Origin of the sequence: Rugamonas sp. DEMB1 (assembly GCF_029834475.1) — a bacterium.
Lineage (GTDB): Bacteria > Pseudomonadota > Gammaproteobacteria > Burkholderiales > Burkholderiaceae_D > Rugamonas > Rugamonas rubra.
Genome location: NZ_CP122407.1, coordinates 3,021,341 through 3,046,687 on the forward strand (window position 1 = coordinate 3,021,341; position 25,347 = coordinate 3,046,687).

Here is a 25,347-nt window from a genome sequence, read left to right on the forward strand (position 1 = left end):
ATCCCCAGCACCTTCATTCCGCAATCTCCCGTCTTGTTTTAGATTGATCTATACAGACATTTCCCAAGCGGTCGGCCAACAACTGGGCGATGTTGATCTCGATTCCCTCCTTGTCGTGCAAAACCCCGGCCACCTGGAGGGCCAAGATCGAGTTTCCGCCAAGTTCAATGAAGTTGTCGCCGGGTCGGATGTCGGGTTCGCCGAGTATCCGCCCAACCTCGCGCATGAGCGCCAGCCGTCCGATATTATCTTTGTTCATGTCCCCTCCTTCGTAACAACATACGGTCTGTCTTGCCCCGCTCATTGATCGGCCAGTCCTTATTTTCGACCAAGAAATACTTTGACGGCCTCAGGTAGGGCGCCAGTTTTGCGCAGGCCAGGCGCAGGTCGCGCGTGGTCAAGTCGCCATCCGGCCGCACTCTGATATGGGCGGCCAGGAAATCACCGATATCGCTATCGTTCTCGACCGAGACGACGGCCTCATCCACGTCCGGCAGCGACTGCAGAAACTCCTCTATTTCATACGGTTCGACACGGAAGCCATTTACTTTTTGATAGCCGTTGGATCGGCCGACAAAAACAAAATGGCCACGCCGGTCGCGCCGGCATATATCACCTGTGCGATAGCCGTCCGTCAGAGGCTCGCCTCCATCGTAGCCACCAAACACTTGGGCGCCGCGGATAATCAACTCGCCTTCGTCCAAGCCGCTCGCCGACTCCAGTTCGAACACCATGCCCGGCAACGGGCTACCGATAGGAATCGATTCCTGTCGAGTATCTTCCTCGCTGATATGGTGGACCAGGCAGAACACCGTCGCCTCCGACGGGCCGTAGGCGTTCGTCAAGTGCACGCCTTTGCGCTTCAATTCGCCGAATAAGGGCAGTAGCGTGCTGCTCGAGAGTTTCTCTCCGGCAATGATGATGTCGGTTAAACTGAGTTCGTCAAAACTCATGTCGACATGGGCGCGAGAAAATATATATCTGAGTTCCGATGGGGTGACCGAAAGAACGTTCAGCCCGGTATTGGCGATGAGATTCAGCGTGGCCCTGGCATCGTGTTTCATGTGTTCATCCAGGATCACCAAACAACCGGAATGGCTCAGGCATCCGAGGGTATCCCAGATGGAATAATCGAATGAAAGATCATGCATCCAGATCCATTTTTTATGCGTGGAGATGCCCATCACACTTTTTGAATTGTCGAGAAACGCGGTAAGCTGGGTGGCGTGGATTGGAACCACTTTAGGTTTGCCGGTCGTTCCCGATGTCCTGACGCAGTAGACTTCAACGCCAGTCTCCCCGAGCTCGGCGGGAGGGCGAATCGCTTCCGTCGACTTCCAAAAATGTCCGATCCCGCCTATTGCCAACCCGCCGCTTCGAAGACAGGGCCTCGTTCGACAAGATTCCGACGCAGTTCGCCCGGTTTGCCTCGCTGATTTGTTCGGCTTTATCGAGTCCCCGCGGCAGCGACATAAACGATACTTCTGCGATCAAACAGCCCAAGATCGTTTCATACAGCATGATGGAGCGGGGCAAATACAACGCAAGGCGCTGGCCTGGCGTGATTCCAGCGTTCAACAACTGGAGCGCGACGGCTTGCGCGGCTTCGCTGAGCTGTTTATACGTCCTAAGCTCGTCCCCTTGTATCGCCGCCGGCGCATCAGGATGCGATACCAGGAGTTCGTTCAGAGCATCCGCCAGCGGCCGTATTTTCATTCCGGCCGTCGCGGCGATTTTGTTATGGTCGTCCATTTCTTCACCTTATAATTCGCTCGCCCGAGGGCGAACTCACATCGGGTTCATGGTTAAAACATTCTTGTGACTTCTTTCGGATCGCGGCCAATGAACGCCAGGCCGACTGCTTCCTCGGGGACAAATTTGGAGAATCCCCCATGGCGAGCGCCAACATTCACATCCCGCCATATCCTTTCAAGGACGCAGCCTTTGTCCAGGCCGGAAGAGCCGTAGATCCACAGAAGATCCTGCACAATGTCGACACAACCACGCATCACCTGTGTCACGCGGCCGCGACTATCCACCCTGTCTTGCGTCGTCAAAGCGATGCTGCTGTCGATTGCCGACTTGTCGATCACGTCGGCGTTGTACTCCGCCGCCCTCTTGTACAAATCCAGCGCGCTGTGCAGGCGCCCCAGTTCCGCCCTGATCGCTCCGGAGGCGCTCATTGATGTGTAGGTGCTCCCGACTATCGGGAATTTATCCGCTGCCGCCGCGACAAACTCCAACGCGGCCTCGGTTGCCCCGAGCATGGAACCCATGAGGCAATTCATGAGTACGCCGGTGAACAGCCCGGAATATGACGCCTGGTTTTCGCCGCGGCCGGATCGATTGGCTGCGCGATTCTCTCCGGACAAGATGCGGGAATAGTCCTCCATATTGCAGTCGGGTATTTCGACATCCACGGCGCGCAAAGTCACGCTTTGCGTACCCCGCAGTCCGGTGGCTTGCCAGTCGCCGATCAAATTGAGCTTGCCGGCCGGCACCGCGACCATGCGAATATCGGGAACGGCACCACCTTCAACCACGGCGAGGCAGAAGAAATAGCTGGAATACTTCCAGCCGGAAGCGTACTTCCATTCGCCGTTCAATAAATAGGCGCCGCTCGAGGCGTCCTTCTTCAGCGATCCAGGACGCCCCAGCACCATGGCGAGAATTCTATTTCGCTCTATCGCCGGGTCGGCGGACTCCAGTGAATGGAAACACCCCCTCGTCGACCAAGCCGAATTCGACACGCCGACTACCCAGGCGAGCGACGCGTCGGTTTTTCCCAGTTTTTGGCAAACCCGCAGAACGTCGCGCAGCGAACCAGGTCCGGCGGCCCGACTTTCGTCGAGAATCTTGACGACATCCGACATTCTGAGCACGTCGAGCAATTCACTCGACAGCTCTTCCCTATCGGCCTCCGAATACAGGCCGATGATACGGTCGACGTCCGCGTCCACCAGCGAATACTTCATGGGTGTCAATTTAGTAGTCAAGGGTAAGTCTCCATTCTTGAATTTTTTGTTCCGCCTCTGCGATGGCGAAATCGACGAACTCACGCGAAGTTGCCATTCGCCGAGGCATGACGGGGGCGTCAAACATATTCCAAAAGAACGGCAGGCTGGATGACGGCTCCCGAATGGTGTATCCGCACCGCGCCGCTGCGGCGAGATCGGCGGCGTGGTAAGACGGGCTAATTTCCTCGCGCCGCGCATACGTGGTAGCCCATCCGGTCTTGTGCGGGCCCGGCTCTATGCAACCAACCTGGATATCTGTACCGATCAGTTCGCGGCGCAGTGTGTCGGATATTGCTTCCACCGCGTATTTACTGATTTGATAGGCGCCGAGGAGTGGCCAGCACGCCACGCCGCTCATGCTGGAAACCAAAAGGATCCGCGACGGTCCGGCCTCCCGTAGAATCGGCAAGAGCGGCCGAATAACATTCAGCGTGCCTTCAACATTGGTCTTGAATTGATCTCTGATCCGTTCGTTCGACAAGTCCTCAAGCGTGCCGAATTGGGCATAGCCGGCAGCGGTGACGATTCTGTTCGGCTTGCCGGCGACTTTTATGGCTTGCGCCATTTTTTCGGCCAGGGTTTCGGCGTCGTCGACATTCGCGACACAGGCAACAAAGAGATCGCCGTACAATTTCGCCATTTCCTCCGCCGCCGCAGTTGAGCGCGTGATTCCGATCACCCGTTCCTTGCGTCCGGTTATGATCGAATCTGTCCAGCACCGCCCCAAACCACTGGAACAACCACTGATTACCCATGTATTCATATGTGCAAAGTCTCTAGGTTATGTTATTATAGTTTCGCTGGAATAAGCTCCGGGCTCTCGCTGCGCGCCATGTAAGAGGTCGAGATCAAGCACAAAGCGATAAACAAGAAGCAAGCCAGGGCTGAATATGCCGTGGCGGCCGATGCATCGTGAAGTGTCGATGCCGTGATATCGAGATCGCGGCCGAGTTGCAGTCGCATCGACAAATCGAAGATTATCGCGACCGCCACCGCACCGAACGCGCTTAATACTTGGCGTGTCGAGTTGAAGAATGCGGCGGCTCTGCCCGCGCTTTCTGGTCGAGCCCGGCCCAACGCGAGATTGGCCAAGGGAGGGAAAGCCAAGCCCGTGCCCGCCCCGGCAACAACCATCGCCGCGCAAAGCGCGATCAGGGCCAAAGTGCCTCCTGGCAAAAATACGCCGATCACGCCGAGTAGAATGTTGGCCACAGCGAACAGGATCATCCCGCATCTGACGATTTTTTTCGGCTCCATGCGATCGGACAGATTGCCGGCGAACGGGCCGACCAAGGCATTCGACAAGGCGACAGTGACCATGACGATGCTGGTGCTAACCGGCCCGAAATTCATGCGCACGTCCAGCAGGAACGCCAATGGGAGATAGAAGCCGATCACACCGATCCCAAGACCGCCGGAAATCAAGCATGTTTTGAGAAATGCGCTATCCAGCCATAGATCCGCCGACAGGATATAGCCGCGACGATTCCTCACCTCGTTCCGGATGAGAATAGCGATGGCGCTAGCACCTACAACAAGCAGGCTGACACCCAGTGCCGTCGTTGCGCCGGCGGCAGTAATAAGTTGAACTCCAACAATTACTCCAGCCATGCAAATGCCATACACGGCGGCCACGAAAGTATCCAAGAAAACTATGCCTTTTCCTGGGTCGTTAGGCAAACGCCAGGCGACGATGAGAAATCCGGCAAGCGCAAAGGGGATGTTGATCCACATGACCCAGCGCCAATCCGCGGCGCTGAGGAATAGCTGTGTTATCACGGGACCGGTCGCGGTAGCGATACCCGCGATCGCGCCCCAGGCGCCAAGCGCCGCCCCTCGCCCGCCCTTGGCAAAAAGGATGGAGATATAGGCCATGCTTTGTGGCGTCAACAACCCCGCCCCCACACCCATCAGTGCGCGGCCGAGAATTACGCCCTCGAAGCTTTGCCCCGCGCCGCTGACGCCAGCGCCTACGCCAATGAGCAAGAATGCGATCAGGACGATGTTCTTCCGGTTCGTGAAATCGCCGAGCCGTCCGCCGAAAAGAAGGAAGGCGGCGTAGCAGATGAGGTAGATGTTGTTGACCCAGGCCACCTTGGCCGGGCTAACCTGGAACACATCCATGAGCGTCGTGTACATGAGCGGTACAGTCGTCATGTCCATCATCACGATAAAGAAGCCGAGGCAAAGGCCAGCAAATGGGGCGTATTTTTTCAGCATTTTATTTCCTATTCTTCGTCAGATATTGACCTGGAGGATGAGATGCCAAGCCGGCAATCTGGTCCGTCCATCCTCGTCAATCTGAATGTTCAAGCCCTTCTTTTTCTGGAATTCCGCGATGGCGGCGGCGTTTCCCTTATACTCGATGCGCTCGGCGAGCTTAATCTTCCACCCGGCAGATTCCGCCGTGCTGGCGATGTCGGACAATTCGCTGGCGAGCGGCTTTGGCATGCCGAACAGCGACGGTGCGAAAGCGATCAAGTGGAACACCGTGTTTTCCGATGCCAGTCGATACATTTCTTTCAGGTAGTCGAGGCGCTTCTCGGCAGGTATCGCGTGATAGACGGCCGAATCCAAAATGAGATCGAAGCCCGGTGCGAGCTGCGTATCGCACGCGTCGAGGGTGTGGAACTGTATTCCCGTGCCGGCGTAGCTTTCCTTGCACCGCTCAATGGCGGCGGAGGAATTGTCGAACGCGATAACGGCATAACCTCGATCGCGGGCTGCCTTGGCATTGCGTCCGAGCCCGCACCCCACGTCCAGCAGGCGGCCTGGGGGCGTACCGTCCAGAATTTCACAAACGAAGGGCTGCGGTGCGCCTATCTCCCACGGCACATCTGTAATCTTGGCACTCTCAATGAGGGGTTGTCCCTTATACAAGCCATTGAAATCGGCTCTATCGTATTCGCTCATTCAAATTTCCTTTATCACATCGGCAAGCTAAAGAAGCTAGAGAAGGTGAGTCTCCTCACGATCTCTGTTTCGCGAAGTTATCTGCAACAACGAGGAGGAATGCTGCCGGAAATCAATCCAGCGGGCAGACGCGGATGATATGGCCGTCCGGGTCTTCGACGAGGAAGGTCAGGCCAAAGACCTCCGTGTATGGCTCGCGCGTGATGTTGATGTCCTTGTTCTGTTTCCACAGATCGTAGAGGCTCTGCACATCTTTGCCGGATGGCAGCATGATGCCGATCTCGGAGAATCTCGGCGCTTTCACATCGGGTGTCGAACCGCCGGTCCAGATGCCGAACAAGGCCTCTCCGCCAGCGGAAAAGGCCACGTAACGGGGGCTCGCGAAAATCGGCTCCGCGTTAAAGATGGTTTTATAAAAAGTGGTGGAACGTTCAATATCAGCTACGTAGACCAGCTGAAGATTTGGTTTTGGTGACAGTGCCATCGTGAAACTCCTTGTAAGTGTTGCCCAATGCCGGAAACGACCATGCAAAAGGCGCATAAGCGAACGAAGCTCGGCGTAGTCATTCACCTCCGAATGACCCGGCTCGATTTCATATTGTCACAAGCTTGCATTATGGTCAATCATTACTTAAAGTAAACGTTAACAAATTGATTCTTGTTAGTTTTGCCATCAAATACTCTGGCGTAGAGCTACCATCGCGCGGCGCCCGCGTCGGCCTGCCCCGTCCCCTTGACCAGCAACGCCAGATCGTTCGGATGCGACAGGTGGCGCGGCGAACGGCGTGGCGGTCATTCCCTTGCCGCCGCGGCTACACTCGGCGATGGCCGCCGGATCTTGAACCAGATCGAATACATCGCCGGCAGGAACACCAGGGTCAGTATCGTGCCGGCGAAGGTGCCGCCGATCAGGGTGTAGGCCAGCGTGCCCCAAAACACCGAATGGGTCAGCGGGATGAAGGCCAGGATCGCCGCCATTGCGGTGAGCAGCACCGGCCGGGCGCGCTGCACTGTGGCCTCGACCACCGCCTGGAACGGGGCCAATCCGGCCCGTTCGTTGTGGTGGATCTGGCCGATCAGGATCAAGGTGTTGCGCATCAGGATGCCCGACAGCGCGATCAGGCCGACGAGCGCGTTGATGCCGAACGGCTGCGCGAACAGCAGCAAGGTCGGCACCACGCCGATCAGTCCCAGGGGGCTGGTCAAGAACACCATGACCATCGCCGAGATCGAGCGCACCTGGAAGATCAGAATCAGCAAAGTGACCGCCAGCATGATCGGAAACAGCGGCAACATCGCTGCCATCGCCTTCCCCGACTCCTCGATAGAGCCGGCCTCGTCCAGGCGGTAACCGGCTGGAAGCTTGTCCTTGATCGACTTGAGTTGTTGTGTCATGGCCGCCGACACGTCCGGCGGCTGCAAGCCTTCGGCGATGTCGCCGCGCACGGTGATGGTCGGCATGCGGTCGCGCCGGCGCATGATCGGCTCCTCGGCGCGCACGTCGACCTCGCCCACTTGCGAAAGGGGGATGCGCTGGCCGTTGGCGCCGGTCAGCGTGAAGTCGGCGATCCTGGCCGGGTCGAGCCGCAGTTCACCGGCCGAACGGGCCATCACCTGCACGGTACGGATATCTTCGCGCACGGCCGTCAGCGGCACGCCGCTGAGCAGGAATTGCAGTTGTTGCGCCACGGCGCTCGAGCTCAGGCCGACGGCTTGCAGGCGGTCCTGCTGCAGGGTGAAGTGCAAGGCCGGCGTGCGCGTGCCCCAATCGTTATTGACGGTACGCATCATCGGGCTGGCGTTCATGATCTGCTGCACTTCGGCGGCGATGCCGCGCAACATCTGCGGGTCAGGTCCGCTGATGCGGTAGGCGACCGGGAAAGGCGAGTACGGACCGAACACGAGCTGGGTGACGCGCACGCGCGCCTCCGGGGCGAGACCGTCGGCGATCGCCTTGCGCAGCCGGTGTTTCAGCGCCTCGCGCTCGTCTTGGTTGTCGGTGCGCACGACGATCTTGGCGAACGATGGGTCGGGCAGTTCCGGCCCCATCGCCAGATAGAAGCGCGGCGCGCCCTGGCCGACATAGGCGGTGACGATCTTCGCCTCCGGCTGTTTGGCCAACCAGGCCTCGACCTTGGCGGCGCTGCTGTTGGTCTGTGCGATGGAGGTGCCATATGGCAGCTGTACCTCGACCAGCACTTCGGGACGGTCGGAGATCGGGAAAAACTGCTTCTTGACCATGCCCATGGCCAGCACGGACAGCACGAACAGTGCGATTACCGTGCCGGCCACCAGCCATTTGCGCGCGATGACGCGCGCCAGGACCCGGCGGAAACGGTTGTAGCGGGGCGTGTCGTACAGGCTCTCGTGGCCGCCCTCGACCTGTTTGAGTTCGGGCAGCATCTTCACACCCAGGTAGGGCGTGAATACCACCGCCACCACCCAGGAGGCGATCAGCGCAATGCCGACGATCCAGAACATATTGCTGGTGTACTCGCCGGCGGTGGAGCGGGCGAAGCCGTTCGGCATGAAACCGACCGCCGTGACCAAGGTGCCCGAGAGCATGGGCGCGGCGGTGTGGCTCCAGGCGTAGGCCGATGCGGCGATGCGGCCGTAGCCCTCCTCCATCTTCACCACCATCATTTCGATGGCGATAATGGCGTCGTCCACCAGCAGGCCGAGTCCGAGGATCAGCGAGCCCAGCGTGATACGGTCGAAGTTCTTGCCGCTCGCGGCCATGACGATGAACACCACCGCCAGGGTCAGCGGCACGGCCGCCGCCACCACGATGCCGACGCGCCAGCCCATGCTGGCGAAACACACCACCATCACCACCAACAGCGCGACAAAGAACTTGACCATGAACTCATCGACCGCCGAGCTGATATTGACGGCCTGGTCGGTGACCTTGGTCAGCGCCATACCCAGCGGCATGTCCGCGTTGATCATGCCGACTTCCATGTCCAGCGCCTTGCCGAGGTCTAGACCGTTCCAGCCGTCGCGCATAATGATGCCCAGCAGCAGGGCCGGCTCTCCGCCGTTGCGGATCATGAACGTGGCCGGGTCTTCATAGCCGCGCTTGACGGTGGCGATGTCGGCCAGTTTCACGCTGCGGCCCTGGGCCACGACCGGGGTGTCGCGGATTTTCTGCAGTTCGTCGGCGGCGCCGTCGAGGCGGAGGAACAGCGAGGGTCCCTTGGTTTCCACCGAGCCGGCCGGCGTCAGCACGTTTTGAGCGTTGAGTGCCGCGAACACCTCCTGCGGGCTGATGCCCAGGGTGGCCAGGCGCTCATGCGAGAACTCGACAAAAATGCGTTCGGGCTGCTCGCCGACGATGTTGACCTTTTTGACGCCGGGCACGTGCAGCAGGCGCTGGCGCAGATGTTCGGCGTCGCGCACCAGCAGGCGTTGCGGTTGGCCCTTGGCCTTGAGCGCGAACAGGGCGAAGGTGACGTCCGCGTATTCGTCGTTGACCATCGGTCCGATCACACCCGCCGGCAGCTTGCCGGCCTCGTCCCCGACTTTCTTGCGTGCCTGGTAGAACTGTTCCGCTACTTCGCTGGGCGGCGTGCTGTCGAGCAAAGTCAGTGTGGTGAAGGCCAGCCCGGGACGTGTGTAGGTTTCGGCGCGCTCATAGAAGCGCAGTTCCTGCAGCCGCTTTTCCAGCTTCTCGGCGACCTGATCCTGCATTTCACGGGACGTGGCGCCGGGCCAGGCGGTGACGACGGTCATCACCTTGACCGTGAACGCGGGGTCTTCCCGCCCTCCCCAGTTTAAGGAAGGAGACGATGCCGGCCAAGGTGACCAGGCAGATCAGGAACAGGGTCACGGCGCGCTCGCGCACGGCCAGCGCCGACAGGTTGAAACGACCTTCGCTCATGGCCGCGCTCCCGCGGTCGTGGCTGCGGCGGCCGGCTGGCCGGCCAGCCGCACCGGCTCGCCCTCACGCAGCAGATGCGCGCCGAGCGCGACGATCCGGTCCCCTTGTTTCAGTTGGCCGGCGATGCGTGCGCTGTCGTCGCCCATCCGTTGGATCGTCACCGGCCGCCAGCTCACCTTGGCCGGTGTCCCCTGTATCAGCCAGACACCGGGCTGCCGTCATCGAACAGGGCGCCGATCGGCACCGACAAAGCGCCTGGCGTGCCGGCTTGTCCATCCGGTATCCGGATCGTTACCGTGGCCCCCAGCGGCGCGCCGGCCAGTTCGCCGTCGAGCACGTAGCGCGCCTCGAAGGTGCGTGTTTGCCGGTCGGCGGCGCCGGATAGTTGGCGCAACTTGGCGGCAACGGGGGCGGCTTCCCTGCCGAACAGCGTGGCCTGGCCGGTGGAACCGAGCGTGGGGCGCAGGGTTTCCGGCAACTGGATGATGGCCTCGCGCTGGCCGGCACGGGCCACGCGCACCACGACCTGCCCGGCGGCGACGACCTGGCCCGGTTCGACCAGCGTTTCCATGACCACGCCATCGGCGTCGGCCAGCAGTTCGCCGTAGCGACTCGCGTTGCGGGCCACCTCGGCCTGCGATTCGGCAGCGTTGAGTTGGGCTTTGGCGGCATCGGCCGCGGCCTTGACCTGGTCGTAGGCCGATGCCGAGATCGCGCCGGTGCCGCGCAGGTCGCGGTAGCGCGCTTCTTCGTCGGCGCTCTGGCGGGCGCGGGCGCGCGCGGCGGCGACGGTCTCCTGTTGGGCGTTGGCGGCCAGTTTCAGATCGACCGGATCGATGCGCATCAGCGCCTGTCCGCGTTTGACGCTCTGGCCGGCGTCGACCAAGCGTTCCAGCACCTTGCCGGGGCCCGGAAAGCCAGATCGCTTTGCACCCGGGCCGCGACGATGCCGCTGAAGCTGCGCGAGACGAAGGCGCCGGCCCCCTCAATGGTGGCGGCGCGAACCAGCGGCGCGTCGTCGCGGGGATCGGATGGGGTCTTATCCGCGCAGGCGACAAGCGCAAGCGGCAGGGCGGACATGACAGCGGAAAAAACGAAGCGGCGGCCGAGCATAGGAATCCCATAAAGAACTAAACAGGATTCCATTTTGGGACTGGTGACTTATATTGTCAACAGTCACCAATGATTTGATGTGCTTATCGCGACAAGCTGCGCAGCACCAAGCTCGATAGTTGGGCTGGTGCCGCGTCGGTGTGGTCCAGGCTGTATTGCAACAGCAGAGGGTTAAGGTATGGGCGCATGACCAGATAGATCGCCGACGCCGTCTCATCGAGCGGGGTCTTGCGCTCGAAGTCCTCCGACTCCCGTCCCTGGCGCAGAATGTCTTGCAGCATGGCCTGGATGCGCCCCTCGAAAACGCCTACCGCCGCCCAACGCCCAATGGCGGCCGAAGCCGCGATGTCATAGAGCTTGCGGTCGTCGAAAAAAAGGCGAAGGCTGGCGTCGACGACCGCCTTGAACATGCGCCGCAGCTTCTCCGGGGGACGGTCGATCCCGTCTATGGCCGCTTTGACGTCCATCTCGATCTGGCGCAGGCAATTGGCGCAAATCAGTTCCCCGATCGCCTGTTTGGACTCGAAAAACTTGTAGATATAGGCCTTGGAGAAGCCGATGGCCTTCGCAAGATCGGAGACGGTGGTCTTCTCGTAGCCGTACAGACGGAAGTGGCCGGTAGCTGCGGCAATGATTTGATCGCGCACTTCGTGATCGACCGGACCTCGGGATGGTCCCGGGTGAGTGGTTGTTTTATTCATGTCGGACAGCTTACCCCTAGTTCCAAATTTTCACAACGAGTGACGATATGGTGATATAGTCACTCGAATACCTATTCCTTTTACTTCGCGGAAGATGCCCCATGCCACCTAAACGCACTCTCTTCATGCTTGCCGCCACTAGCCTCTTAGCGGCTTGCGCGGTCGGGCCCGATTATATTCGACCGGCCGCCCCGATGCCGGACCGTTATCTGGGCCAGAGCGCCGTCGAGCGACGCCAAGCCGCCAGCACCGCCGATCTGATCGCTTGGTGGGGTGGCTTCGGCGATGCGCAACTGACCCGCTTTGTCACGGCGGCGCTGGAGCAGAACCTCGATCTCGCGCAGGCGTCCGCCCGCCTCGCCCAAGCACGCGCGGGGATGGGGGCGGCAAACGCCGCCCTGCTCCCGTCCGGCAGCATCAACGCCCAGGGCGCGCGCGCCTACCAGTCGGTTGAAACCCCGCTGGGACAGGTAATGAATTCACAGGCAAATTATGATCGCTACGGCAACACCTACGAGGCGAATCTCGGCGCGGGCTGGGAATTGGACGTCTTCGGTGGCTTGCGCCGGGGCCGGGAAGCGGCGCTGGCCGAGTATCAGGCTTCCGCAGCCGGAGTGGCGGCGACTCGATTGGCGGTGGCGGCGCAGACCGCCGACATTTACATCAGCGTCCGCGCACTGCAAAACCGGATCGACATAGCTCGCAAGCAAGTGGCGACGCAGCAGGAGTTGCTCTCGATGCTCAATCTGCTGCATGGCAAGGGGCTGGCGGCCGAACTGCAGGTGCGGCAGGTCGAGGGTGCGCTGGCCCAGGTGCGCGCATCGATACCGGCCCTTGAAGCGGGGCTGGACACAGCCAAGAACGCGCTGGACGTGATGCTGGGTACGCCACCGGGCACGCACCGGGAGGAGCTGGCGCTGCATGGGGCCATCCCGCTGGCGCCACGGATCGCCTCAAGCGGATCGCCCGGCGATTTGCTCAGACGCCGGCCGGACCTGATTATCGCAGAACGCCGCCTGGCGGCGTCGAGCGCGCGCGTTGGGATGGCCATCGCCGAGTATTACCCCAAGCTCTCATTTAGCGGCCTCATCGGCAGTGCGACCTCCGTATCCGCTGGCTCACTGTTCACCGGTGGCGCCAGCCAGGCCTCCGCCGCACTGGGGCTGCGTTGGCGCCTGTTTGACTTCGGCCGCATCGATGCACAGATTGATCTGGCCAAGGGCCAGGAGGCTGAGGCGTTGGCGGCCTATCGGCTGGCGGCGCTGCGCGCCACCGAAGAGGTGGAAAACACGTTCTCCACTCTGGTAAAGCGCGAGGATCAGGCCAGCTTGCTTGCCCAGGCAGTCGATTCGCTCGGGCGCGCGAGGGGAGCCTCGTTTGCCGCATATCGGAAAGGGGTCGTCCCCCTTATCGACGTGTTGCAAGCCGATGAGAGCTTGCTACGCGCCTCCGATAGGTGGGCGCAAGCGCAAGCCGAATCCGCACGCTCCGCCGTCGCCGCCTTCAAGGCGCTCGGCGGTGGATGGCAACCCCGTGAATCCCAAATGCTGGCGGGTAAGTAGGCCCGCTGCGGGCGCAAACGGCTGCGCCCCGGCATGCATGGATTTGTCATAAGATGTTTCCATCCGCAGTCGCCGCCTCCTTGGGCTGGAAGCCTGCGGCGGCTGCCGCCGCGTAGCGCCTGAGTGATCAGTTGACCAACGCCGGGATCGTGCGAGTCGCGGCGGGTGCGCGGCGGGTCCACTGCCTGGGCTGATTTTCTGGCCTGGAAACAGCACCGCGCCAGCACTTCTTCAGGTGGACATCAAGAAGTCCCAGTTCTGCACGCCTATTTTATGCAGCGTCATTTCGTCCGAAGCCAGGAAGCCCTGCGCCACCTGCGCCAGCGTGGCACCGGTCGCCATGTAATCGATCCAGAACGCCAGGCCGCCGCTGTCGCTGTGGCGGCTGAAGATGGCCTGGTACAAGAGTTCGACATCGTGCGCGCTATTGCCGTTGAACTGCATGGGATGCAGACTCTGCGATTCCGTCGAACTGATGATGCCCAGGGCGATTTCCCCCAGGCTGGCGCCGTTCGCCGCCTTCGCGGCCCAGAATTCGGCTCCCAGATGGTCGGCTTGGCGGCCCAACACATCGTGGTAGAGCCCAGTGATGGCCGCCAGCGAGGCGGGGCTTTGCACGGCAACCGTGGTATCGCTGAATTTCAAGGTCTCGACATTCAGGACCAGGGCGTGTTGCGTCGGCTGGGTCTTGGCGGTGACAAGCACAAAACCGCCATGGTCTTCCACCGTGTAGTCCGAACTGGCGCCATTGAAGACGGCGTTGTCGTCTCCCAGGCCGCCGTGCAGGACCGTGGTGCCGGCCGGCAGCGCTGCCGCCCTGGCCTGCGGCGCGCCGCCCGCGCCAGCCGGCGGCGAGGTATATCTCAGGATATCGCTGCCGCCGCCCGCAAACACCGCGCCGCCGCCGCCGCTCGGCACGATGAACTGTTGGCTGGCGGCGTCGCCTGTCAAAATCTGCCCGTCGGTGCTGCCGCTCACGACAGCGCTGCCCACTATGGCCGCAAAGTCCACCGATTTCAGAAGCAAGGAGCTGCCGGGCGCGAGGTGACTGGCGTCGATCACCAGCGCCGTATGCTGGCTGTTGCTGCTGGTGCCGGTCAGCGTCAGCGTGCCGCTGGGCGCCGTCGCGCCGCTGGTCGGCACGATGGTTTGCACCAGCAAGGGCACGGTGGCCGCCAGCTGGCTCAGGAAGGAAACGCCGTTGCCGGTCAGGTGGCCCTGGTCGCCGGCGGGATGATCCGGCGTGGCCGCGACGATGGACTTGATCAGGCGTTCAAGCGAATTGCCGGCCGGCTCGCTGGCGCCGCCGGTGGCGGTCAAGCCAAAGCCCGTCGCCACCTGGGCCAGCAACAGATTGCCGCCGCTGTTGCTGACCAGGGGAATGTCGGCCACGCCGCTGCTACCGCTCGACTCGGGCCGCTCGCTGGTGACGATGGGCACCACGATCTGCGTGCCGCTGCCCCCGTCCGGCAGGACCACCGGCTGCTGCGTCACCGCCACGCCGTCGACCGTGGTGGCGGGCGGTTCCGGCGGCGCCAGGATGGTCAGCGCCAGCGCTTCGCCGGCCGCCGAAACGTTGCCGGCTAGGTCGGTTTGCCTGGCCGTCAAGGTATGCGCGCCAAGCGCCAGCGTGCTGCTGGTGATGCTCCAGTTGCCGGCGCCGTCCGCCGTGGCGGTGCCCAGCACGGTGGCGCCGTCGCTGTCGTACAGCTTGACCGTGGCGTTGGCGCTGGCGCTGCCGGTGATGAGCGGCGCCGCGAAGTTGGTGGTGCCGTCGCCCAAGGCCCGCTGTCGCTGGCGCTGGCCAGGGCCGGCATGCCCGGCGCCGGCGGCAACAGGGTGTCGATGGTCAGCGCCAGGCCGGCGCTGGCGGCCGACACGTTGCCGGCCGTATCGGTCTGCTTGACGGTCAGCGTGTGGCCGCCCTCCCCCAAGGTGCTCGCCACGATGCTCCAGGCGCCGGCACCGTCGGCGCTGGCCGTGCCCAGCACGGTAGTGCCATCGGTGTCGTACAGCCTGACGGTGGCGTTGGCCTCGGCCGTGCCGGTGATGGTCGGCGTGGCGTGCTTGGTGACGCCGTCGCCGAGGCTGCCGCTGTCGCTGGCGGCGGCCAGCACGGGCGCCGCCGGGGCGGCGGCGCTGGCGTCGATCAGCACCGCCAGGGCGGCGCTGGCGGCCGAGACGTTGCCGGCGGCGTCGGTCTGTTTGACGGTCAGGCTGTGGCTGCCGGCCGTCAGCGTGCTGCTGGTGATGCTCCAGTTGCCCGAACCGTCGGCGGTGGCCGTGCCCAACAGCGTCGTGCCGTCGCTGTCGTACAGCCGCACGGTGCTGTTGGCCTCGCCGCTACCGGTGAACACCGGCGTCGTGCTGCTGGTGATGGCGTCGCTGTTGGAGCTGCCGCTGTCGGTGCCGCTCGTCATGGCCGGCGCGGACGGCGCGGACGGCGCCGTGTGGTCCAGCGTGAAGGTCTGGCCGCTGGTGTAGCCGCCGGCGATGGCGACGGCCGAGCCGTTCTGGATGCCGGTGCCGCTGGCGTTCAGGTCCAGCCGCAGCGTGCCGTCGCCGCTGACGGCGTTCACGGTCACGGTGTAGGTGCTGCCGCTGCCGCTGATGGCGGCGATGCTGCCGCTGGCGTTGCCGCTGGTGGACAAGCCGAAATCGCCGATGTCGACGCCCGTCACCGATTGACTGAAGGTGACGGTGTAGTCGATCGCCGTGGCGGCCGTCGGCACGCTGGCCGACGCGCTGGCGGCGCGCACGACGGAGCTGACGCTGGGCGCGTCGACCACGTCGATGACGAAGAACTGGAAGGCGTCGTTGCCGGCGGCGTCGGTGGCCTTGACGTAGATATGGTAGGCGCCGGCGGCCAGGGTCTGCGCCGCCACCAGCGCGTCGCCGCTGAAGCTGAACTTGGCATTGTCCGCGTCGATGACGCCGTTGCCCGTCGCGAAGGAGTAGCTGATGCTGGTGGCGTCGGTGGCGGACGCCGTGGTCACGGTCGCGCCGTTGGTGGCGGCGGCGATGTTGACGGTGGTGCTGGCCAGTGCCAGCGCGGTCGGTCCGACCGTGTCGCGGGAAACCGCCAGGACGGACGAGCGGGACGACACGTTGCCGGCGGCGTCGCTCACCTTCACGGTGATGTCGTGGCTGCCCTCGGCGAGGGTGGAACTGGTGATCGAATAGACGCCGGCGCCATCGGCGCTGGCGCTGCCCAGCACGGTGGTGCCGTCGGTGTCGTACAAGGTGACCGTGGCGTTCGCCTCGACGGTGCCGCCGAACACCGGGTTGGCGCTGCTGGTGATGGCGTCGCTGTTGGAGCTGCCGGTGTCGGTGCCGCTGCTCATCGCCGGGGCGGCGGGCGTCGACGGCGCCGTGTGGTCCAGCGTGAAGGTCTGGCCGCTGGTGTAGCCGCCGGTGATCGCGGCGCTGGCGCCGTTCTGGATGCCGGTGCCGCTGCCGTTCAGGTCCAGCCGCAGCGTGCCGTCGCCGCTGGCGCTGTCGACGGTCACGGTGTAGGTGCTGCCGCTGCCGCTCACCGACGCCACCGTGCCGGCGGCGCTGCCGGTCGCCGTCAGCGCGAAGTCGCTGGCGTCGACGCCGGTGACCGATTCGCTGAAGGTGACGGTGTAGCTGACGCTGCTGCCATTGCTCAGCGCGGTGCCGACGCGGGCGATCGAGGAGACCGACGGCCCGGCGACGACGGCGGCCTCGAAATCGAGATCGTCGAGGAACAAGGTCAGGTTGCCCCCGCTTACCGTGAAGTAGGTGATATTCTCGAAAGCGCTGCCGAAGGACTGGCTCTGCGCGCCGGTCAGGGCGCCATTGGAGGTAATGGTGACCGCGCTGCCGCTGCCGCCGGGGGTGAAGCTGACGGTGGTGTCGGCCGCCATGTCGTAACTCAGGGACGCCATGCGGAAGGCGCCGCCATCCGCCGCTTCGATCTTAATGCTGCTGATGCCGAATGCGCCGGCCAAATCGAAGCATAAGAAATAGTCGCCGGCGTTATTCCCCAAAGTTGAAATTCCGGAATTATTGGTGACGATATTCGTGTAGTTCCCGCTATTACTACCCGTAATGGTGTATTTAATCCCGTTCAACGTGAACGTATCGGCGGTCATGGAGTAACCACTATTGGCGTCGTAATTCTCGTCCGCCGGCGCGGCCAGGAGCCCGTGAAAGGACCGCATGCTGCGGGCGTTCAACAGGGTGCTGCTGACCGGCAGCGCGCCGCTGTCGAGTTGCCAGCTGCCGCCGAGTTCGGCGCTGCCGGTGGGCCGGCTGTTGGCGGCGACCCTGGACCCGGTGATGCGGGACAGGGTCGATAGCAGTTCGCCGCCCTCGGCGCCGGCGCCGGCTTCGCAGCCGTACAGCAGGAACTCGCCGCCATCGGTTAGGCTGGCGGCGATCTCGCGCAGGGTGTCGGCATGGCGGCCGGCGCTATCGGCGTCGAGCCGGATGGCGCCGGCTTGCACCTGTCCCGCAGCGCCGTGCGATAGCAGGTGGATCGCCTTCAGTTAGTGCCTCCCGATTAAATAGCCGCGCATCTGCTGCAAGCCGTTTTCATCGCCGGCCAACATGACGACGTCGGCCTGATCTTGAATTGAAGTGGCTAGCAAACTGGATATTTCAATATCGGAATCGACAAACACGACCTCGCGGTGGCTATCAACATGGGTGGCGTTGCGCATTTTTTCTCTCCGAAGACGACGAGAAAATATACTATACCCAATCAACGAGAATTTGCAGGTTGGCGCCGAATTCGGCGAACCGCAACCACGCCTCGGTCCGGCCGCCCGTCGGCACGGCGGCCGCTCAGCGCGGCCTCAGTCGCCCAGCATCCGCACCACGACCTTGCCCTTGGCCCGGCCCGCCTCCAGGTAGGCCAGTGCCTCCTTCGCTTGAGCGAACGGAAGCACCTTGTCGACCACCGGATGGATGTGCGAGGCCGCGAGTAGTTCGCCTATCTTCGCCAGCTGACGACCATCCGGGCGCATGAACAGAAACGAGTAGCCGGCCTGGTGCTGTTTCGCCAGACGGATGATCTTATGGCTCAACAAGCCGAACACCAAGCGCATGAAGAAGCCCATTCCCCGCGCCCGCGCAAAGGCGGCGTCCGGTGGACCGATGAGCGAGACGATCTTGCTCCCGGGCCGGACGATCCGCAGGGCCTTCGAGTCCGTCGCCCCTGACCGTGCCCAGCACAAGGTTGTAGCCGCGCAGCGACAGCTCGAATTCCTGCCTTTTGTAATCCACCACCTCGTCGGCGCCTAGCCTGCGCACCCAATCCACGTTGGCGCTACTCGTGGTCGTGCCGACCGTCGCGCCCAGGTGTTTCGCCAACTGGATGGCGAAGGTTCCGATGCCGCCGGAACCGGCCGGGATAAACACCTTCTGCCCCGGCTTCAACTGGGCGCGCTCGACCAGCGCTTGCCAGGAGGTCAGTGCGACCATGGGAATCGAGGCGGCTTGCACAAAGTCCAGATTTTCCGGTTTGAGCGCGGCGGCATGCTCGGGCACGGCGGCAAACTCGGCCAGCGAGCCGGCGTTCAGATCGAAGATGCTGGCGAACACGGCATCGCCGACCTTGAACCGGCGCACGCCGCTGCCGACCTCCACCACCACACCGGCCAAGTCGCTGCCCAGCGTGGCCGGCAGACTCAGCTTGAGGATCGGTTTGAACGCGCCTTTCGGGATCATGTAGTCGATGGGATTGAGGCCGGCGGCATGCACCTGGACGAGCATTTCGTCCGGCTTGATCGTGGGCCGGGGAATGTCGGCGAATTCGATATGCTGGGCGCCGCCGTAACGTTTCAAGACAAGTGCTTTCATGATGACCTTCTTTAATTTTTGTTTAAATTCGCCCGCTGTTCGAGTCTATGCAAGGCGCAGATCCTTGCGCATGCCGGCATCCATCACGCCGGCCGGCGCGAAGGTGCGCAGCAGACGCAGGCGCGCGGCCAGTCCACCTGGCGTGTAGCGCAGTTTGGGGCTGTGTGCCAGCGCCGCTTTCAACACCGCCTCGGCCACCACCTCCGGCCCGGCCGCAGCCAGCATCACTTCCCGCAAGCGGCGGGTCACCGCGTTTCTTACCTCGTGGTAGGCGTCGAGTTTGGCGTCCGCTTCGAGCATATTGGCGTCGAACGGCGTCTTGGTGTAGGCCGGTTCGATAAGCACCGCGCGGATGCCCCAATTGCGCAACTCGTGGTCCAATGACTCCGTATAGCCTCCGATGGCGTGCTTGGTGGCGGCGTACAGCGCGCCGTAAGGCATCGGTAGAAAGCCGAGCACGGAGCCGATGTTGATGATGCGGCCCCCGCCGCTCGCCCGCATGTGCGGCAACACCGCGCGCGTCATGCGCACCGTCCCGAAGAAGTTCGTGTCGAAAATGGACTGGGCCTGTTCGATCGAGCTCTCCTCCGCCCCCGCCGGGGCGACGCCGAAGCCGGCGTTGTTCACCAGCAAGTCGATGCGCCCTTCCAGCAGCATCACGGAATCCACGGCGGCCTGCACCGAGGCGTCGTTGGTCACGTCCAATGGCAGCATCTGGTAGCCTCGGCTGCCGGCCGGTTCGCCACGCCGGCTGCTGCCGTAGACCTTGAAGCCGGCTTGCGTCAGCCGCTGCGCGGTGGCTTCTCCGATGCCGGACGAGGCGCCGGTGACCAGTGCGATCTTGCTATTCATGGCATTTCCTTTCAGTTGGTGCAGACGCCGCGCGCCGGTTGGTCGCTCGCAATATGACGATTATCATATTTTAAGGCAAAAAGAAGCAAGGCCCCGGCTCGCCTCAAACGACAGCCGGGGTAAATTGTTTCAGCGTGGCCGCGCACAGGGCGCCGGATAAATTGGGGTCGTCGACGGCGCGCGCCATCATGGTGGTGCCGATCAAAGCACAGACCAGTGCCATCGCGTGCTCGTGCGCCTGTGGCTGGCCCCAATCGGGCAGTTGGCGGGCGAACAGATCGATCATTTCCTTGATGTGGATGGTGGCGGCGCGGCGCACCTCCGGCGCCTGGCGCGGCATTTCCGAACCCAGCGCGGCGACCGGACAGCCGGTCTCGATGGTCGCTATATGTTCCGGCGACAAGTAGGCCTGCATGATGGCCTGCAAGGCTTGGCCGGCCGGCGCGGCGGCCGCCACCCGCGCCGCCAGGGCCACCGATTCGGCGCCGGCGCGGTCGCCGGCCTCGGCCAACAAAGCGTCGCGCGAGTCGAAGTGGGCGTAGAAGCCACCGTGGGTCAGGCCGGCCTCCTTCATGATGTCGGCCACGCCGGTGCCGCCGTAGCCGCTGCGGCGGATGGCGCGGGCCGCCACTTCCACTATGCGTTCATGGCTGGCTTCCTTGCGGCTCGGGGCGGTCGGCTTGCTGGATGTCGATTTCATGATGGGCATCATATACCATTTCCAAGCGGGGTGCCGCCACCGCATCGGAAATGAATGCCGCTTGCTTGAGGAGGGGCATCTCTGCGCAACAATGTGTGATCTTTCCCGGTATAAAACTGTCTATATTGGAGAACTGCCGCACCTTGCCAGCGAACGCCCACAGCCGGAGGAAACATGCCTGCCGATGTCGATGCCAGCGCGCCCAGCCGCGCCGATGAGTTACGAGGAAACCTGACCCGCAAGCTCGACAGCCTGGGCTTCGACGCCAGCAAGGACTTCGACCGGGCGCGCCAGGCCTTCAGCCCTGGCCGCAAGCTGTCCGACGAGGAGCTGTGGCGGGCGCTCAACGGCAAGGCCGGCAGCGTGTTCAGCGAAGTCTTCCAGTTCGAGCTCGACGCCCTGGCCGACGGCGTGCCGGACGCCACCCGGCCGGTCAGCCTGGCCGAGGTCAACCAGCGCGCCCACCAACAAAAACTGGCCGGGCTGGCGTTCTCCGGCGGCGGCATCCGCAGCGCCACCTTCAACCTGGGCGTGCTGCAGGCGCTGGCGGAAATGCGCCTGCTGCGCGACTTCGACTACCTGTCGACCGTCTCCGGCGGCGGCTACATCGGTGGCTGGCTGTCCAAGTGGATCAAGGAGAAAGGCGGCAGCGTCGAGGCGGTCGAGGAGGAGCTGGTGGCCGCCAACGACAAGCGGCGGCCGCGCAGCGAGCCGGCGCCGGTGCAGTTCCTGCGCCAGTACAGCAACTATCTGACGCCGAAAACGGGGCTGTTCAGCGCCGACACCTGGACCCTGATCTGCACCTACGCCCGCAACACGCTGCTCAACCTGACCATGCTGGTGGCCTGGTTGGCGGCGCTGTTCCTGTTGCCGCGCATGGTGGTGTCGGGCGTGCGCAGCGAAATGGCTACGCCGACGGCCGACGCCTGGCCGTATGCCGCCGGGCTGTTCCTGGCGGCGGTCGCCTTCATCGCGCTGAGCATCTCGCGCAAGGGGCCGAAGGTGGGCGCCGGCTGGCTCGGCCAGACGCAGGGCAAGATCCTGCTGTACATCTGCCTGCCCTTGATGCTGTCCGGCTTCCTCGGCAGCCTGGCCGTGTGGGAGAAGCGCGCCGAGCTGGTGCGCTTTTGGGATGCCATTCCCGACTCGCTGAGCGCCTATCCCTACCATTGGCTGCTGCTGCCGGGCGCGGTGTACTTCCTGGCTTGGTCGCTGGGCTGGGGCGCGGCGCAGTTGCTCAACCGCCGCGACGACAAGGCCGCAGCGGTGGCAACGCCCGCGCCGCGCCACGGCCCGCAGCGTAAAATGCTGATGGAGGAGCTCGGCCATCTGCTCTGCGCGCTGGGCGCGCTGGCGGTGGGCACGGTGCTGCTGTTGAAGGGCTTGTCGCTGGCCAGCCATTCGTCGTTCGCCAGTTTCGACGCCGTGCAACTGGCCTGCCTGGGCATGCCCTTGATGCTGGGCTTGTTCGCCGTCACCATCACGCTGATGATAGGCCTGATCGGCCGCATGTACCTCGACCAGAGCCGCGAATGGTGGGCGCGCCAAGGCGCCTGGACCTTCATCTTCGCCATCGCTTGGCTGGCGCTGTTCGTCTGCGCCTTCTATCTGCCGCCGCTGCTGGACTGGGCCTACCAACACTACGCCGCGAGCACCACGCTGGGCGCCGCGCTGACCTCGGCGGTGACCTTCTTCGGCCTGAAATCGGGCAGCGACAAGGCCACCGGCAAGGCCGGCGCTGGCACCAAGCTCGATCTGGTGGCGCAGGTCGCGCCCTACGCCTTCAGCCTGCTGGCCATCGCCGCGTTGACGACGGGGCTGCAATACGTGGTCGCCGAGCTGCCGGTGTTGAAGCTGGCCAAGTCGGGCCTGGTGGCCTACTTCGACAGCTATCTGGCCGCCAGCAGCAAGGTCGGCATCGTCGCCGTCGGCGCCCTCTTCCTCAAGCTGCTGGCCGTCGCGCTGATCCTCGGTTGGCGGGTCGACATCAACAAGTTCTCCTTGTACATGATGTACCGCATGCGCCTGGTGCGCGCCTATTTCGGCGCCAGCAGCCCCAGCCGCTGCCCCCATCCCTTCACCGGCTTCGACCCCAACGACGATCCGCCGCTGGAATCGCTGTTGCGCCAGGGTGGCGCCGCGCCCATGCCGGGGGCGGCGGGCACGGCCCCGGCCAGGGCCAAGCTGCAGCGGCCCTACCACCTGATCAGCGCCGCCATCAACCTGGTCAACGGCAAGGAGCTGGCCTGGCAGACCCGCAAGGCGGCCAATTTCTGCTTCACGCCGGCGTTTTGCGGCTTCGAAATGCCGGCCATGCGCGGCGCCGACCGGGCCGCCGTGTGCCCGCAACGCGGCGCCTTCCGGCCCACCGCCAGCTATGCCGCCACCTCGACCATCCTCAAGGACGACGACACGGTCGTCAAGCTTGGCACGGCCGTGGCCGTCTCCGGCGCGGCGGCCAGCCCCAACATGGGCTACCATTCGTCGCCGCCGCTGACCTTCCTGATGACCTTGTTCAACCTGCGGCTGGGCCGCTGGTCGCCGAATCCGATGAAGGAAAAGAGCTGGCAGCAGTCGTCGCCGCCGATCGGCCTGTTCTGCATCCTGTCCGAGTTGTTCGGCATGACCGACGCCGAGGCCGACTTCCTCTACCTGTCCGACGGCGGGCACTTCGAGAACCTGGCCCTGTACGAGCTGGTGCGGCGGCGCTGCAAGCTGATCGTGGTGGTCGACGCCGGCTGCGACGACAAGCAGAACTTCGAGGAGCCTGGGCAACGCTATCCGCAAGTGCGCGACCGACATGAACGTCGCCATCACCCTCGACGCGCGCAAGATCCGCAAGGTCGGCGACGGCGACACCTTCGGCGCCAGCTGCGTCAGCGGCCGCGTCCACTACAAGCAGGCCGACGGCAAGGCGCGCGACGGCGTGCTGCTGTACATCAAACCGACCATCGTCGGCGGCGAGAACGCCGACATCTTCAACTACAGCAAGACGCACCCCGAGTTCCCGCACCAGAGCACGGCCGACCAGTGGTTCGACGAGGACCAGTTCGAGAGCTACCGCTCGCTCGGCTACCAGATCGCGCTGGGCGCGCTGCGCCAGGTGGCCGCCAAGTCGGCCCATCCGCGCTGGCAGGGCGCGCGGCGGAAATGGCGCATCAGCTACATCTGCCGCCTGCTGAGCCAGCCGGCGCCGGTGCCGCCGGCGCAAAAAACCAGCAATGTGGTGCCGATGACGGACCGCCGCGTGGACCAGCGCCGCGCCTCCGACGGCTAGCTAGCTAGGCAGCAGCGGCGCGGCGCGCCAGCGCCTGGCTCAGCAGCGCAATGGCCAGGGCGCCGGCGATCAACACGGCGGCGACGCAGAAGGTCAAGCGCATGCCGGCCACCACGGCCACCGGCCCCGCCGCCGCCGCCGCCGTGTTCGCCGTTGCCGCGCCGAAGGCGAACACGGCGCCCATCACCGCCGCGCCGGTGACCAGGCCGAGGTTGCGCGACAAACTCAGCAGGCCGGCGATCACGCCGCGCTGATCGGCCGGCACCGTCGTCATGACGGCGGTGTTGTTAGCCGCCTGGAACAAGGCATAGCCGGCGGTGAGTACCACCAGAGGCACGACGTAGCCTGGCACACCGGCGCCGGCGGACACCAGCGGCAGCGCGGCGCAGCCGGCCAGCATGCCGAGCAGCCCGAGCACGCTCATACGCTGCGCGCCGAAGCGGTCCACCAGACGGCCGGCCGGCACACCGACCAGCGCGGCGACGATCGGGCCGGACGACATCACCAGGCCGAGCCGGGCGGCGTCGAGCGCCAGCGCGCCGGACAGGTAGAAGGGACCGACCACCAGCGTCGCCATCACCACGGTGGTGACCAGCGCGCTCATGGCGAAGCCGGCGCTGAGCAAGGGATTGCGGAACAGCGCCGGGCGCACCAGCGGCGCGGCGGCCCTGCCCTCGGCCAGAACGAACACGCCGGCGCCGACGATGGCCATCAACAGCAGCGCCAGGTTGAGCCGGCCGAAGCCGCCGCGTCCGGTCGTCACGGCCAGGGCGTAGGCCGCCAAGCTCAGGGCCAGCAACAGGGTGCCCAGATGGTCGAAGCGCGGCCGCGCGGCGCCCCGCTCCCGGCGGTCCGCCGGCAGGAAGCGGTAGGCCAGCAGCAGCGCCACCAGACCCAGCGGGACATTGACTAAAAACACCGCCGGCCAGCCGAGCGCGGCGATCAGCACGCCGCCCAGCGTCGGCCCGAGCGCCGTGCCGACGGCGGACATGGTGCCGAGCAGGCCCATCGCGCTGCCGGTGCGCGCCTTCGGCACCGTCTCGGCGACAAACGCCATGGTCAGCGCCATCATGGCGGCGGCTCCCAGGCCCTGCAGCGCGCGGGCGCCGATCAACAGGCCGAGCGTGGGGGCCAGGGCGCACAGCGCCGAGGCCAGCGTGAACAGAGCGATGCCGCCCAGCAGCAGGCGGCGCCGGCCGACCAGGTCGCCCAAGCGCCCGACGCTGACGACCAGGCTGGTGATGGCGAGCAGATAGGCCAGCACGATCCACTGCACTTGCTGGAAGGAGGCGTGAAAGGCCAATGCCAGCGTCGGCAGGGCGACATTGGCGATGCTGGTGCCCAGCGACGACAGCAACATCGACAGCGCCAGCGCGGCCAGCGCCCAGCGCACCGAGGCGGCTAGCCGCGCCGGCCCGGCGGCCACGCCCTCCGGTTTTGCATGAATAGTTTTCAACATACCCTCCACTGCTTGAATAGCTCTCCACATGGAGCTCAGCGAAC

General features: G+C 64.1%; 16 protein-coding genes and 4 pseudogenes. 2 read left to right on the top strand and 18 right to left on the bottom strand.

What is annotated here, in order from left to right; translation table 11 throughout:
• Positions 1 to 13: 13 nt before the first annotated feature.
• The 11 genes and pseudogenes from QC826_RS13660 to QC826_RS13710 form a co-directional block, all read right to left on the bottom strand.
• Complete coding sequence (locus QC826_RS13660; RefSeq protein WP_193616226.1) at positions 14 to 259, bottom strand: acyl carrier protein; 246 nt, start codon at positions 257 to 259, stop codon at positions 14 to 16.
• On the bottom strand, positions 246 to 1,367 hold the full coding sequence (locus tag QC826_RS13665) for an AMP-binding protein (RefSeq protein ID WP_279766074.1): 1,122 nt from the start codon (positions 1,365 to 1,367) through the stop codon (positions 246 to 248). Before QC826_RS13665 ends, QC826_RS13660 begins: the two co-directional genes overlap by 14 nt.
• Positions 1,285 to 1,752, bottom strand: a complete 468-nt coding sequence (locus QC826_RS13670) for an AMP-binding protein (RefSeq protein ID WP_279766075.1) — start codon at positions 1,750 to 1,752, stop codon at positions 1,285 to 1,287. The genes QC826_RS13665 and QC826_RS13670 overlap by 83 nt, the downstream gene beginning before the upstream one ends.
• Before the next feature lie 53 nt (positions 1,753 to 1,805).
• Positions 1,806 to 2,975 carry a hypothetical protein gene (locus QC826_RS13675; RefSeq protein WP_279766076.1) on the bottom strand — a complete coding sequence of 390 codons (1,170 nt, stop codon included), beginning with the start codon at positions 2,973 to 2,975 and terminating at the stop codon, positions 1,806 to 1,808.
• 10 nt (positions 2,976 to 2,985) lie between these two features.
• Positions 2,986 to 3,780: an SDR family NAD(P)-dependent oxidoreductase gene (locus QC826_RS13680; protein WP_279766077.1), complete on the bottom strand. Its 795-nt coding sequence runs from the start codon at positions 3,778 to 3,780 to the stop codon at positions 2,986 to 2,988.
• A 26-nt stretch (positions 3,781 to 3,806) separates the two neighbouring features.
• Positions 3,807 to 5,237 carry an MFS transporter gene (locus QC826_RS13685; RefSeq protein ID WP_279766078.1) on the bottom strand — a complete coding sequence of 477 codons (1,431 nt, stop codon included), beginning with the start codon at positions 5,235 to 5,237 and terminating at the stop codon, positions 3,807 to 3,809.
• Positions 5,238 to 5,255: 18 nt separating this feature from the next.
• Positions 5,256 to 5,930 (bottom strand): class I SAM-dependent methyltransferase, encoded by a 675-nt coding sequence (locus QC826_RS13690; RefSeq protein ID WP_279766079.1) that lies wholly within the window; start codon positions 5,928 to 5,930, stop codon positions 5,256 to 5,258.
• A 112-nt stretch (positions 5,931 to 6,042) separates the two neighbouring features.
• The gene (locus tag QC826_RS13695) at positions 6,043 to 6,414 is read right to left on the bottom strand and encodes a VOC family protein (protein WP_279766080.1); all 372 of its coding nucleotides are present in this window, start codon (positions 6,412 to 6,414) and stop codon (positions 6,043 to 6,045) included.
• Between the two features lie 308 nt (positions 6,415 to 6,722).
• Positions 6,723 to 9,810: pseudogene (locus tag QC826_RS13700) on the bottom strand (efflux RND transporter permease subunit).
• Positions 9,807 to 10,923 (bottom strand): annotated as a pseudogene (locus tag QC826_RS13705) (efflux RND transporter periplasmic adaptor subunit). The pseudogenes QC826_RS13700 and QC826_RS13705 overlap by 4 nt, the downstream one beginning before the upstream one ends.
• Positions 10,924 to 11,006: 83 nt before the next feature.
• Positions 11,007 to 11,624 (bottom strand): TetR/AcrR family transcriptional regulator, encoded by a 618-nt coding sequence (locus QC826_RS13710; RefSeq protein WP_279766081.1) that lies wholly within the window; start codon positions 11,622 to 11,624, stop codon positions 11,007 to 11,009.
• Between the two features lie 101 nt (positions 11,625 to 11,725).
• On the opposite strand from QC826_RS13710, the gene QC826_RS13715 reads away from it, so the two are divergent.
• The gene (locus QC826_RS13715; RefSeq protein WP_279766082.1) at positions 11,726 to 13,186 is read left to right on the top strand and encodes an efflux transporter outer membrane subunit; all 1,461 of its coding nucleotides are present in this window, start codon (positions 11,726 to 11,728) and stop codon (positions 13,184 to 13,186) included.
• A 231-nt stretch (positions 13,187 to 13,417) separates the two neighbouring features.
• Here the strand turns inward: QC826_RS13715 and QC826_RS13720 are convergent, their stop codons facing one another.
• From QC826_RS13720 to QC826_RS13745, 6 genes and pseudogenes are all read right to left on the bottom strand, one after another.
• Positions 13,418 to 14,968 (bottom strand): DUF4214 domain-containing protein, encoded by a 1,551-nt coding sequence (locus QC826_RS13720; RefSeq protein ID WP_279766083.1) that lies wholly within the window; start codon positions 14,966 to 14,968, stop codon positions 13,418 to 13,420.
• Positions 14,969 to 15,036: 68 nt separating this feature from the next.
• Positions 15,037 to 17,700 (bottom strand): annotated as a pseudogene (locus QC826_RS13725) (Ig-like domain-containing protein); the annotation flags it as partial.
• Positions 17,701 to 17,874, bottom strand: a complete 174-nt coding sequence (locus tag QC826_RS13730; RefSeq protein ID WP_279766084.1) for a hypothetical protein — start codon at positions 17,872 to 17,874, stop codon at positions 17,701 to 17,703.
• A gap of 135 nt (positions 17,875 to 18,009) precedes the next feature.
• Positions 18,010 to 19,015: pseudogene (locus QC826_RS13735) on the bottom strand (NADP-dependent oxidoreductase).
• A gap of 45 nt (positions 19,016 to 19,060) precedes the next feature.
• Positions 19,061 to 19,867, bottom strand: a complete 807-nt coding sequence (locus QC826_RS13740) for an oxidoreductase (protein ID WP_279766085.1) — start codon at positions 19,865 to 19,867, stop codon at positions 19,061 to 19,063.
• A 103-nt stretch (positions 19,868 to 19,970) separates the two neighbouring features.
• The gene (locus tag QC826_RS13745) at positions 19,971 to 20,579 is read right to left on the bottom strand and encodes a TetR/AcrR family transcriptional regulator (RefSeq protein ID WP_409567820.1); all 609 of its coding nucleotides are present in this window, start codon (positions 20,577 to 20,579) and stop codon (positions 19,971 to 19,973) included.
• A gap of 162 nt (positions 20,580 to 20,741) precedes the next feature.
• Between QC826_RS13745 and QC826_RS13750 the strand changes: the two genes are divergently transcribed.
• On the top strand, positions 20,742 to 23,852 hold the full coding sequence (locus QC826_RS13750; protein ID WP_279766086.1) for a patatin-like phospholipase family protein: 3,111 nt from the start codon (positions 20,742 to 20,744) through the stop codon (positions 23,850 to 23,852).
• Here QC826_RS13750 and QC826_RS13755 read toward each other — a convergent pair.
• A complete protein-coding gene (locus QC826_RS13755) occupies positions 23,849 to 25,303 on the bottom strand; it encodes an MFS transporter (protein WP_279766087.1) in 1,455 nt (484 codons plus the stop codon). The two genes, QC826_RS13750 and QC826_RS13755, sit on opposite strands and share 4 nt — an antisense overlap.
• Positions 25,304 to 25,347 lie beyond the last annotated feature (44 nt).